Below are 12,529 nucleotides of genomic sequence, written 5' to 3'. Positions count from 1 at the left end.
CGGAATATAACATGAAAAAATTATTAAAAATTAGTGCGCTTACTGCATCAATTTTAACTATTAATTCTGCTTCGGCAGTGCCTGTTTTCTTTCCTACTACAGGTCATTACTATGAATATATTAGCACGCCGTTAATTTGGACTGCTGCACGCACCGCAGCCCTCAGTATGAGCCATTTAACACTACCAGGCTATCTAGCTACCGTTACAACTGCTGCAGAAAATACTTTTTTGACTACGCTTGTAGCAACTTCGGGTACGGGTTGGTTAGGTGGTTCTGATATGGCTGTTGAAGGTGATTGGCGCTGGATGGATGGCCCTGAGGCAGGCACCCAGTTTTGGTTGGGAGGCCCAACTTCCGCCTTTGCAAGTTGGGGTCCAAGTGAGCCTAATAATCTTGGTGGAGAAGATTTTCTTGAACTGTCCAGCGGTACATGGAATGACTTACCAGGTACGAGTAGGCTTGGTTATTTTGTTGAATATAGTGCTACTACACCTCTGCCAGACCCAATTCCTGTACCTGCAACAATCGCATTATTTGGCCTTGGCTTGTTAGGTTTATCTGCACTTCGTAACAAACGCTAACTGGTTTTCTATAAGCATGCTCTCAGTTAAACAACTACCTGTTTATTCCTTATGGCGTAACGAGTAACTGAGAGCCTCTTTCCTAATTCTATTTTCTAAAAGCTACAACTTTCACTGATAACAGTGATCACTTGAACTTTCCCTTAAGTACTTAGCTGCAACCCACCCTGTTATGTTTTGATAGCGAATTTTACACCACCGGGGACGCTGTTTGCGTAATGTTTCTTTCTCTGTTTCAGAGAGTGTTGTGGCTTCCTCAAAGGTCAGACCACCAGTGCACTTAATATTGGGTAAACATTGCTCATTAGGTGGAATAGCCCCCAACTTACTTGATTGCCAACTAGGTTGCTGACGTATATTCAAACGATCATCGGCTGCAACATCATGTACTTTCCAAAAATCAGGACCATCAGCTTCAGCCCAGGCATTCAATACACAACAACACAAGCCTATTGTGATCAGTACTTTTTTTAACATCAACCCCTCATTTTCAATTTAATCGCTACATTGCATAACCTAAATGATGCCTTTCTATCAGGGTATCATTTAGATGAACCAAGAACTAAGTCACTAAGAGGCTAGCTTACAACGAAACCAAATAGTCTGCACTTTAAAACCTCACAGAAGCAAGCTTGTATAAACTTAACCCTTTTATAGTTGAAGCTCTTTCACAGACTCATGTAAGAAGATTACAGGAGGAATAGGACATTCGAGTATCACAGCAATCACACGCATCAATTGCACTTCTTTTAAGACAACTGATTGATCAAACATAACACAATCACTGCATGTTTTAATCAAAACCTCCTTGTCTTCCATTTTAAGTTGCATACACTTTTGTAATGCTTTATGTAGACGTCCAAATGATAGTGTTGCAGGAAAGTCAGCTTTTATCGACAACTGTTGCATTGCCGCAGCAAAACATGTCAATTGCTGAGACTTTGGCATGTGTGAAACCTGACATAATGCAGCAATAATAATTTGAACATCGTCTGCAACGCTAGGGAGATCTAATGATTTTTTTATACTGCCCGCCCGATAAGTCTCTGACCACTTATTATCATAGTGTTTAACCATGGCTAATAGTGCCCATTCAAATAAGCATAACTTTCCATCCGCTTTGGCTAACGCAAATAAACAACCATTGAGTTGTGTACGCTGCTTGAGTGACATTGATTTTAATACAGGTTTTGCTATTTCCAACAGTGCTAACAAATCTTGAGATGAATAATTGATCAGGTGTGAGGCCATTTGTTGGACTGCCACAGCGGTTGTATTATCTCCATAGGCTTGTGCAACCAAGGCTAACTGTTTAATTTGCTCATCTTCATCATGAGTAAACAACAGGGCCATCATCACCAAATGAACTTGTTGAAAATCATGAATAGCCATCGTCACAGGCTTAGGCAACGAGTTCAATAATGCTCTTGCATATGTGATGTGGTCATGTTTAATCACACCAACCTGCATGACAGTCTGTTTAGTATGAGGGTGTTTATCTATTGATGGGGATGGCTGCTTTGAAACAGCCATTATAACAGTATCACTTAGTGTCAAAGACTGTTCCGTAGGTGATGCTCCAGATTGTGGTTGATCCGTAATGGTTTTTAATGGACTTAAAAAATTTCCATCCCATTTGGGTTCTAATTTCCGAATTCTATCTTCTAGAGGAGGATGTGAAGCAAACATCTCAGCGGCAAATCGAGATGTACAACGACCAAAAGTCATATGGGTGACTTCTGTAGCACGTTCCGCACTTAATAATGTGCCCACCTGACTCCCCCCAATACGCTTCAAAGCCTGAGTAATACCATCAGGATTACGGGTATATTGCAGCGCTGAAGCATCGGCAAGGTACTCACGGGTTCGACAAATGGATGATTTAATCCAACTGGCAGCCATCATGCCCAGAAAGCCTAATAGCAATAATCCTCCACCTAACAGCCATGAGCGATTGCGATCATTTCTGGCATACAACAAATGTTCACCAAACTGAGAAATCATGGTAATACCAAAGACGATCCCAATCAGCCGTATGTTAAGACGCATATCACCATGAATAATATGGCTAAACTCATGAGCAATCACACCTTCTAACTCATCACGCGTGAGGTTATGAATACAACCTTTGGTTACACCAATAACCGCATCATCTAACTCATAACCTGCGGCAAATGCATTGATACTGCTCTCATTATCAAGTAAATAGACTTCAGGTACACCGCATCCAGAAGCAATGGCCATTTCTTCAACAACATTTAACAAACGTTTCTCGTAAAAATCCTCAGTGGTAGGCTCAATCAGTCGTCCTCCTACAGATTCAGCCACAGTAAAACCACCCGCAGCCAGTTTATGTAGCTTAATCAAACTCCCCGAGCCAATTACCACGGTAACACCGACCAAACAAATTAGATAAAATTCCCAAGAAAAAAACCAAGGGATTCCCCCTTGCACATGCGATAAATGGGTATCCGCCGTTAGCCAAAACAGTAAAAAAATCAGTAAATAAATACCTACAGATAATAAAATAATTGTCATACACATCAGCAGCAACAAACGCTGTGTTTTACGTTTTGCATCACGCTGCCACTGAAAAAAGTTCACAAACAAATACTCTCTCACTAATGACAATAAAAGTGTCTAAAAAGATACTTTGGGGGCTTGTTGAATCGCTGCAGAGTCTTCAAACTCCAACAAACCAGCATCCTGAGTGTGACCAAACATATTAGCAAAGAAAGTAGGCGGGAATGACTGTCGAAAATTATTATAATCCGTTACAGCATCGTTATAAAACTGTCTTGCTCGTGCTACTTTATTTTCAGTACTGGTTAATTCTTCAGCAAATTGCATCATATTTTGATTTGCTTTTAAATCTGGGTAATTTTCCACCACGACATTAAACTGCCCCATAGCACTGCCCAGTGTTTGTTCTGCTTCGCTAAACTTGCGTACCTGATCAGGGGTTAAGTGTTGCGCTAAGTCTTTCAACATATTCGCAGCAGCATTTCTTGCTTCAATCACTTTGGTTAACGTTTGCTGCTCATGCTGCATATAACCCTTAGCCGTTTCAATCAGGTTAGGTATCAAGTCATATCGACGTTTAAGCTGCACTTCTATTTGCGCAAATGCATTCTTATAAGTATTTCGTTTACTCACCAGGTTGTTATAAATGCTAATTACATAAACAACAACACCAATGACTATCACGAGTATTATTATTGTTGAAATATCCACGGTATGCCCCTTACTGTTTACTGGCAAACGGTTATTAGCCTTAACTATAGCCAATAGCTTACATTGTGTAAGGTATCACGAGCTTAGTTAAAAAACTTTCAGGAAGTATGTAGTCTCTGTTTGACAAACAAACAACTACAAAAAAACTATCATATACTTGAAAAGTCATTCCATGAGTTCTGACCAAGTAGTATAATCCTGGCACAAAATTATAAGTGAGCCATTAGGAACGCCAAAAAAAGGGGATACAAACTATGAAAATAACCCTAACGGGCTTCTTTTGCCTGTATTTATCAACCTTTAGCATGCCCGCATGGAGCCAAGCTAATGCGTCAGATATGTTAGACCTTACTAAACATTGGGTAGGTATTACCGCACTTATTATCTTTGGGCTGGCTTATATATTCGTAATTCTTGAAGAAAAAATTCACATGCGAAAATCTAAGCCAGTATTGTTGGCAGCCGGGTTAATATGGATTTTAATAGCCGCTATCTACAACATTGAGGGATCTCCTGATTTAGTAAAGGAAGGAATTAAACATAACTTTCTCGAATACACTGAGTTATTTTTCTTCTTATTAGTAGCCATGACATATATAAACTCCATGCTTGAGCGCGGAGTTTTTGATGCCTTAAGAAGCTGGCTTGTCAAAAAAGGCTACACCTATCGTACACTATTCTGGCTAACTGGCTGTCTAGCTTTCATCATTTCCCCTATCGCAGATAACCTTACTACTGCCTTAATAATGTGTGCTGTTGTTCTTGCTGTAGGAAAAGATAAACCTAAATTTATTGCCCTAAGTTGTATAAATATTGTAGTTGGTGCAAATGCAGGTGGTGCATTTAGTCCTTTTGGCGATATCACCACCCTAATGGTTTGGCAAAAAGGTGTGGTTGATTTTACTGAATTTTTTCATCTATTTATCCCCTCAGTGATTAATTTTATTATTCCGGCCAGCTTAATGCATTTTGCTTTACCTAGTGGTCGACCCGTCATGCATGATGGCGAAAAAATTATAGCTATTAAATTTGGTGGTTTAACTATTGTAGGGCTTTTTTTATTAACCGTTATTACTGCTATCTGCTTCCATCACTTTTTAGACCTTCCGCCCGTATTCGGAATGATGATGGGACTTGCCTACCTTAAACTATTTGGTTTTTTCCTCAGACGTAAAGGCCACTCCCAAAAAGACCATACCGATGTTCCAGGTGGTCACCATACTGGGGAGTTCGATATTTTTGACAAAATAGCACAATCCGAATGGGATACATTATTCTTTTTCTATGGTGTTATTTTATCAGTGGGAGGATTGGGTTTTATCGGCTATTTAGGCCTAGCCTCAAACGTAATTTATGGTGATCTTGGTGCAACTACCGCCAATACCTTAGTTGGCATTTTATCTGCCGTCGTTGATAATATTCCAGTGATGTTTGCTGTACTTACCATGAACCCAGATATGCCCCATGTTCAGTGGCTGTTAGTCACCCTAACCGCTGGCGTTGGTGGCAGTTTATTATCAATTGGCTCCGCGGCTGGTGTTGCTCTTATGGGGCAAGCACGAGGCCAATATACATTTTTCAGCCACTTAAAATGGACGCCAGCCATTGCACTGGGTTATATCGCTAGTATTTGGGTGCACCTATTAATTAATGGATAATGCTATGAGCTAGAGGCCAATCAACCAGGCCTCTAGCTAAGCTAACAAAATATAAGAATAATGTAACTTAAGACAGTTTTTTTTAATGCAACTAGCGGGGGGATTTAACTGGATGTCTTACTAACTTTTTTAAAAGCACCAGTTCTTTTTGATATAAAGATTCTCCCTCTTCAAAATCAGGGTTATACTGCAATGTAACAAAATTGTCAGTAACTCGTTGTGCCCAAGCACTATAATACGGCACGTGCTGCTGCAACCTCTGCAAATAGTGTATGGGGGTTTCTCCAGTTAAACGCTGACAACCCTGCTTTCTCCCCCACTGACAAAACTTTAAATACAGTCTCGTTGCGGGGTCATACTTAATAGGTTGACGACGAAAAATAATCCATACACCCAACATAATAATAATAGCGCCAAGTCCGCCACCTAATGCCAGTGCCAATTTATACCAGGAAAAAGTGCCAAATAGTTGATTGAAAAATTCCATTTGCTGGTCTTGGTTATAATTAAGCACAAAGCGTTGCCATCGATATTCCAGCATATCCCATTCAAGACGCAAACGGTTGATCCAACCAATATGCTTAAATCGTATTGGTGACAACGGAGTATCCTCTAAAAAGCTTCCCTCTTCTGCAAGCGCTGCCTCAAGACCATCTTGAATACGCTCTGGAGCAACTGAAGCGGTTGGGTCTACACGTACCCACCCTTTATCTTCCAACCACACCTCAGCCCATGCATGCGCATCAAACTGCCTTACCTGAACATAGTTATTGGTTGTATTACGTTCTCCCCCTTGATAACCCGCAATAACCCGTGCAGGAATTCCTGCTATGCGCATCAAATAAACAAAGGTACTGGCATAATGAGCACAAAATCCACGTCGACTCGTAAATAAAAACTCATCAACAGAGTTAAAGCCTAAGGTAGGTGGCTTTAACGTATAATAAAATGGTTGACGATTAAAATATTGTAAAATTCGGTCAATATATAATTGTGGTTTCTGTTCAACATCATCCCACAGTTGTTGTGCAAATGTACGTGTTTTTGGATTACCAAATGCAGATAACTGCACATTTTGTCGTCGCAACCAATGAGGTAACTCAACATCGACCAAAGAAGAAGGATAAGAGCGTACCTTATATTGCTGACGTAATCGAACTGGCTCACGAGCAATTAATGTAAAATCACGTGTTACACCAATATCAACATTGCTTATTTGAGGTACCGCCAATGCATAAAGCCAGTTTTGCTGTGTAGGCTCTAAAATAACAGTGTAATTAAGTGCCTGCCCCTGCTTTTTTACTGCATTTGGCCAACGTTGAAATTGATCTCTCCAAGTAATCAGTGGGTTCCCAGAAAGCTTTAAATCCTGTCCCGTCCGACCCGCTAATGTTAACTCACGACTCGCTTGTCGCCAGGTTCGCCCCATCAGTTCAGACAGTACAATTCCACGCCAATATAATTGATTCTGTGGTGGAATTGTGTCCGTAAATGTGGCCCTAAACGCAAGCGCATCGGATTTACTCAACTCTGCTATATCTCCTGGCGTCATCTGGTCACTCACCCCACTTCGGGCTTTTTGACTGGGCAATTCTACAGACCAAATGGGACCTAAACGGGGAATAAAAATAAACAAGAGCACCATTAATGGCACCGCTTGCAGCATCATTACAGCACCTTTACGCAATGTTTTTTTGAGCTCTAACGTTCCCTGTTGCTGGTGAAGCCCTACCAATGCCGAGGTAATAACAACGAGCGTAAAAAATGTATAAGCCGCAGAAGGAATTGCTTGAGAATACAACAGCTGGGTGACGATCACGAAGTAACTTAAAAACACCACAAGATAAGCATCTCGCTGGTTTTTCATTTCCAATAATTTAAGCAGAAAAGTACATAATAAAAGAACGACACCAGCCTCTAGACCCACAATTGTTCCATAATTTAAAAATGTCCCTGTCACCGCCCCAATCACCAACAGCGCTTTCAACCAACGAGCAGGGTAAGACCAGCGCCCATTAAAAATCATAATACGCCAACACCCACAAACAACGGCCAAAATGCCTACCCAATAAGGTATACGCAGTAAGTGGGGCAATAACACCAAAGCTTGGGTGGTAAATAACCAAATTAAACTGGTGCGCGGTATTGATGCGACAGCAATAGTACGTTGATTATGGGTTTTACCTGATTGACTTGAGGGCTTAGATTTTTGCCTAAACATTGTCTGTCCCTTTACCAGGTGTTATCCCCGGCTGATTCACACCAAATAAGGCCAGCGCTGTTAAACAACGCGCTAAATGCTGGGGACCACGGGCAGGCTCAAGGGTAATGTTTGGTATTCTCAGTCCATAATCCCGCTGATGTTGTTCACACTGCAAACACCAGTAACACAAAAAACTTAATCGCTCCTCTATCGAAGCACCTGCAAACTGTTCCCAATCAAGCCATAACCGCATATCAGTGTAAGCACTAAACTGTTTAGTGAGTAAATCATCTGACTTCCAAAAGTGTTTCCAGGCAATATGGCGTAAACCATCACCTGGCTGGTAAGATCGGAGCCCTGTAAAGTCCTCAACCCCCTCTTTGGCTAACGTATCACCTTCACTGGAAGCTATATGACATGCAGGTAATGGGCAGGCGATAGGCTTAGGATAAATCAATGCCTGACTATTCAGGTCAACCCATGTCCAGGCCCTTAACAGCCCTAATGGATAATGGGTTTCAATACATAACCGACCAGGCCGAAAATAACCACGCTGAGAAGCTAATAAAAAAACAGAAACCGATTTTTTTTCATGCGCGATTAACGATACAGTTGAAACCTGATAAGGCTGCCAAAAAAGTCTTATAGATTCATGTGGTTTACCCACAATATCCTGCAACTGAATGGTAAAACCGACATCATCCCCCACATGCACTTTTGACGCATATAAAGCGGTAATTTCTAATCCCGCCAAATTAGCATAAGTATGTAAAATACAGACTAAAAATAAACTAGCTAAAAAAAAAGCGACCATAAAACTCATGCTATTTTCATAATTTACTGCAGCAAAAAATACGGCCAGTCCAATTAAAATAAAAAAATAGCCCGTTCTTGTTGGTAAAATAAATATACGCTTTTGATTCAAAAAAATAGTCGTACTGGGCGGAATCCGCTGATCAAGCCAACGGCCAAAATAGTTTTTAATCAACGTACGCATTACACAACCACATCCACAGCTGTCAGTAATCGTTGACTCAGTGCAGCCCCCGTTGATCCTAAATGATCATTAGGTTCCCGCAAACGATGCTGTGTTACCGAAGGCAATATGGCTTGTATATCTTCTGGTAACACATGCTTTCTACCATGCATCAACCCCCACGCTTGTGCTGCACGCAATAATGCCAAACCTGCTCGAGGCGATAATCCATAAGCAAAGTCCTCTTGATTACGGGTATAGGCCAGTATTCTCTGTAAGTAATTTAAGACCGCAGCAGCAGTTTTTACCTGAATGACCTGTAGCTGAAACGCCTTAAGTTCATCCTGAGTCAATACCGGAGAAATAGTATCAAGCTTAACCCGGCCTGAAAGGCCTAATAATACCTGACGCTCTGCTTCTGGATCAGGGTAACCTAAGGATATACGCATCAAGAAACGGTCTAACTGTGACTCTGGCAAAGGAAATGTACCCGCCTGAGAAAACGGGTTTTGCGTGGCTATGACAAAAAATGGCTCAGGCAAGGGTCTGGTTTCGCCTTCAACAGATACCTGGCGTTCTTCCATGGCTTCCAATAGTGCACTTTGGCTTTTGGGTGTCGCTCGGTTAATTTCATCTGCTAGTACAATATGTGAAAAGATAGGTCCTGGATGAAAAGTAAACTGTTGAGTCTCTTTGGTATAGATGGATACGCCTAAAATATCCGCCGGTAACAAGTCACTGGTGAACTGAACTCGGTTATAGGTCAACCCTAAGACTCTGGCCAAGGCATGGGCTAATGTTGTCTTGCCCATTCCAGGCAAGTCTTCAATCAACAAATGTCCCTGGCTAAGTAAACAACAAAGAGCGAGCTTTATTTCATGCTGCTTGCCTGCCAAAGCATGTTGAACAGATGATACACAGGCATCCAGTTTTTGCTGCATTATGCTCCCTTATATCAGTACTGGCTTTGTACTATCTTAGTAAGTGGTTAAAACTTAGTCATGCTGACCTTAGTCTTTAGGTCATTATGGTTAATGTAGCTTTTTTTAGAGTAGTGAATAGCCTATTCGTTTGCGAGCTTCAGACAGCATCTTTACAGAACACGTCATTTGACTCACTTTGAGCGTTTTCTGAGCATCTGCTACCCGTCATACCTGTTTATAGGTGCTTCTTTTATATTCTTTGTTTAAATACCCTAGTTGATTAACAACAATTCCCTTAGTTTTTGTGTAGCTAGCCCAACAAATAAGACATAACACTCACTAAAAACAAGAAATACGTATTATTTTAATTATTTTACCCATGATTTTTTACTGTTACACTGATTTTTTTCATTATCATGACCTCTAATAAAAGTGATAAATTAATTCTTATACCCAAAGTTTGGAACACATAAGTTTTATAGCACTGTTTAAATCCCGCTATAAACGCAAAGTATGAAGGACTATGCGCAACGGGTATACCTTATTCGTCCTCTAGTAACACAGCTTCTGATGTACAAAGTTAGGACGCGAAGAGGTTAAATAAATATGAGCCACATTAAACACCTTTGTATAAGTGCAGCCGTAGCAAGCGCCTTATTGTCGCCAATGTCTCAAGCGTTGGAATTCAGTGTTCGCGCAGGTAATGTTTCATTCTCAAGTGGGTATTATCAGCCCAGAGTTGTTGAAGTACATCACCGTCATTACCGTCCACACCGCCATCATAGACACTGCGGGCACTGGCGTCCTAAGCATCATAGAAGACACCGACACTATAGAAAACATCAGTACTATAACGCAGGTCACTATAATCAGCCTCGTTACTCACAAAACATTAATGTTAATGTCAATTACCCTCCACCTCGTGCATTACCTCAATGGCACCCCCATCAGTCTTATCGACAAGGACAACGCATTTTTTATCGTGGTGTCAGTTATCAGGCTAAATGGTGGACGCAAGGAGAGGAGCCAGGATCAGATCGTTGGGGTCCCTGGCAGCCTGTTTACTAAATGAAAAATAAGATGCTATTAAGGAGAGATAAAGAGTCAGTGCATCTGACTCACATAAGCTATTACAACATGTAATAAAAAAATTAGGGTATTTTATACCCTAATTTTTTTTTGATTGTTTGGTTTTTTTCTTGCGCTTTTTCTTTGTCTTAGAGGCTAAAGGTAAACAATCCTCAAAACGCTGACGCATTGCTTTTACTTTGGCGTCCTTACGTGCATGTACATGTGGATCTTTCACTGTAGAGAACACGATTACATTATCTTTTGGCATTAACTCGCCCTCCGTCAGCAGTAATTACCATCACTTAAAACTGCAAAAAGTCAATGGATCCTATAGCTAACGGTTATAGTAAGCCACTTTCAGCTGTGGGTCTACATATGCTTAAACCTTGAACATGCCTCTTTTTTTTGATTAATTATTCATTCCCGCGCATCATGACTCACTCAGTACAGGCTCGGTGAGCAATGAAGACTCAATCTCCCCTCCACAATACTCAGAAACCAATGCTACCAGAGCCTCAAGACAAGGCAGCAATGATGCCTCCTGTAATGACTCAACCACTAAAATAGCGTCTGTCGTAGTCGCAGTCAGTTTGGTTCTTTCTGCTTCTTTCCAATTCCAACGTCGACATACAGCGCCTACGTCATCACTATAAATCACCTCGCCCGGTTTCGGTGCCCGAGCCTCGGACTCACCAAGAAGATGAATAGATGGCTCGTTTTCAGTCGCAAATCGCAAGCATAAATCACCTTGAATTTTTGCTAAATCTTCGCCGCCAACAGGGACACGGTATTGCAGAGAAATAATATTATAGATATCCACCAAGGGGTTAATTGCGCGAGGAAACTGTTCACGTTTTATTCGCTGCAACAGGTTTTCCAGGCTGCAGGGGTAGCGTTTAGGCTTTGCGCCAAATAACCGATAAGCTTCACGCCAAAAGGCCACTTCCGGCAACTCACTAATAGTTTTCTCTTGAACTTGCCTTGCAACTTCTTCCTGTACACTACGTAAATGCTCTGCCGTGGTTGCAGACCTTTTCTCATTATCAAAACCCATCACTTTTACAATGCCTAACTGCAGATTTGGCCAGTGGTTCCAAATAGCAGGTGCCACATTTAACTCGATCATAAAACTAAATACCCCGCAAACCAGAACATAATACAACCTGTAACAACATCTATCCCCCGCTGATAGCGTGGATGGTTTAACTTCGCGGCCAGAAACGACGCACCAATAGTCAAACTAAAAAACCAGACGAAAGACGCTAAAACAGCCCCTCCAGTAAAAGCAACTCGCGCATCACCAGGGTATTGGGCTCCCAAGCTACCTAAAAAGACTAACGTATCTAAATAAACTTGTGGGTTAACTAAGGTAATGATTAGCGTGGCTAAAATAACCTTCACAGCAGATCTTGAAGTATTTTTTTCGCCAAGGGCCGTCATTTCATACTGATTACGCCATGCTTTTAACCAGGCAAAACAGGCATAACAGATTAAAAAAGCAGCACCAACATATTTGGCGAGCAACATGAGCGTTGCATGTTGACTTAATAGGCTTCCAACACCTGTCACACCCACCGTGATCAACACCACATCACACAAGCTACACACCAGTGCGACCCAATAGGGGTAATGTCGCTTTAACGCATGGTTAAGCACAAACGCATTTTGTGCTCCAATTGGAATAATCATTCCCAAACCAATTGCAAACCCCTGACTAAATGGAAACCACATTGCCAACCTCAGAATCAATACTCGATAGGAGAGAAACTGTACCAACCCAGCCTATATAAGTGAAATTAATTAATTTAAATATCCATTAATAATTCTTATAATGAAGTAACATTGATTACGTGCCTGACGTGGCCATGCTCTTATTAGTA

12 protein-coding genes are annotated in these 12,529 nt (G+C 41.2%); 3 read left to right on the top strand and 9 right to left on the bottom strand.

Annotation, left to right across the window (positions count from 1 at the left end; all coding sequences use genetic code 11):
- A partial coding sequence (locus KCG35_RS18550) for a C-type lectin domain-containing protein (RefSeq protein WP_215821307.1) occupies nt 1-584 on the top strand: 584 nt, incomplete at its 5' end.
- 111 nt (nt 585-695) lie between these two features.
- Here the strand turns inward: KCG35_RS18550 and KCG35_RS18545 are convergent.
- The 3 genes from KCG35_RS18545 to KCG35_RS18535 form a co-directional block, all read right to left on the bottom strand.
- Entirely contained in the window at nt 696-1,061 is a 366-nt protein-coding gene (locus KCG35_RS18545) for an SH3 domain-containing protein (protein ID WP_215821305.1), read from the bottom strand.
- Nucleotides 1,062-1,235: 174 nt separating this feature from the next.
- The gene (locus KCG35_RS18540; protein ID WP_215821303.1) at nt 1,236-3,188 is read right to left on the bottom strand and encodes a M48 family metallopeptidase; all 1,953 of its coding nucleotides are present in this window, start codon (nt 3,186-3,188) and stop codon (nt 1,236-1,238) included.
- A 36-nt stretch (nt 3,189-3,224) separates the two neighbouring features.
- Nucleotides 3,225-3,818 carry a LemA family protein gene (locus KCG35_RS18535; RefSeq protein ID WP_215821301.1) on the bottom strand — a complete coding sequence of 198 codons (594 nt, stop codon included), beginning with the start codon at nt 3,816-3,818 and terminating at the stop codon, nt 3,225-3,227.
- Nucleotides 3,819-4,072: 254 nt separating this feature from the next.
- On the opposite strand from KCG35_RS18535, the gene nhaD reads away from it, so the two are divergent.
- A complete protein-coding gene (gene nhaD / locus KCG35_RS18530) occupies nt 4,073-5,476 on the top strand; it encodes a sodium:proton antiporter NhaD (protein WP_215821299.1) in 1,404 nt (467 codons plus the stop codon).
- A gap of 91 nt (nt 5,477-5,567) precedes the next feature.
- On the opposite strand, the gene KCG35_RS18525 is transcribed toward nhaD, so the two are convergent.
- From KCG35_RS18525 to KCG35_RS18515, 3 genes are read right to left on the bottom strand one after another with little or no spacing between them, the layout of a single operon-like run.
- Nucleotides 5,568-7,697 carry a transglutaminase TgpA family protein gene (locus KCG35_RS18525; RefSeq protein WP_215821297.1) on the bottom strand — a complete coding sequence of 710 codons (2,130 nt, stop codon included), beginning with the start codon at nt 7,695-7,697 and terminating at the stop codon, nt 5,568-5,570.
- Nucleotides 7,690-8,676: a DUF58 domain-containing protein gene (locus KCG35_RS18520; protein WP_215821295.1), complete on the bottom strand. Its 987-nt coding sequence runs from the start codon at nt 8,674-8,676 to the stop codon at nt 7,690-7,692. Before KCG35_RS18520 ends, KCG35_RS18525 begins: the two co-directional genes overlap by 8 nt.
- Nucleotides 8,676-9,596, bottom strand: a complete 921-nt coding sequence (locus tag KCG35_RS18515) for an AAA family ATPase (protein WP_215821294.1) — start codon at nt 9,594-9,596, stop codon at nt 8,676-8,678. Before KCG35_RS18515 ends, KCG35_RS18520 begins: the two co-directional genes overlap by 1 nt.
- A 588-nt stretch (nt 9,597-10,184) precedes the next feature.
- On the opposite strand from KCG35_RS18515, the gene KCG35_RS18510 reads away from it, so the two are divergent.
- The gene (locus KCG35_RS18510) at nt 10,185-10,646 is read left to right on the top strand and encodes a carbohydrate-binding protein (protein ID WP_215821292.1); all 462 of its coding nucleotides are present in this window, start codon (nt 10,185-10,187) and stop codon (nt 10,644-10,646) included.
- A gap of 100 nt (nt 10,647-10,746) precedes the next feature.
- On the opposite strand, the gene KCG35_RS18505 is transcribed toward KCG35_RS18510, so the two are convergent.
- The 3 genes from KCG35_RS18505 to KCG35_RS18495 form a co-directional block, all read right to left on the bottom strand.
- Nucleotides 10,747-10,917, bottom strand: a complete 171-nt coding sequence (locus tag KCG35_RS18505; protein WP_215821290.1) for a hypothetical protein — start codon at nt 10,915-10,917, stop codon at nt 10,747-10,749.
- Nucleotides 10,918-11,079: 162 nt separating this feature from the next.
- Complete coding sequence (locus KCG35_RS18500; protein WP_215821288.1) at nt 11,080-11,775, bottom strand: B3/B4 domain-containing protein; 696 nt, start codon at nt 11,773-11,775, stop codon at nt 11,080-11,082.
- Nucleotides 11,772-12,380 (bottom strand): LysE/ArgO family amino acid transporter, encoded by a 609-nt coding sequence (locus tag KCG35_RS18495; protein ID WP_215821286.1) that lies wholly within the window; start codon nt 12,378-12,380, stop codon nt 11,772-11,774. Before KCG35_RS18495 ends, KCG35_RS18500 begins: the two co-directional genes overlap by 4 nt.
- Between the last annotated feature and the right edge of the window lie 149 nt (nt 12,381-12,529).

Source organism: Zooshikella harenae (assembly GCF_018837975.1).
Taxonomy (GTDB): domain Bacteria; phylum Pseudomonadota; class Gammaproteobacteria; order Pseudomonadales; family Zooshikellaceae; genus Zooshikella; species Zooshikella harenae.
Note: the sequence above shows the minus strand (reverse complement) of the source record. Positions and strands in the feature narration are given on the sequence as shown.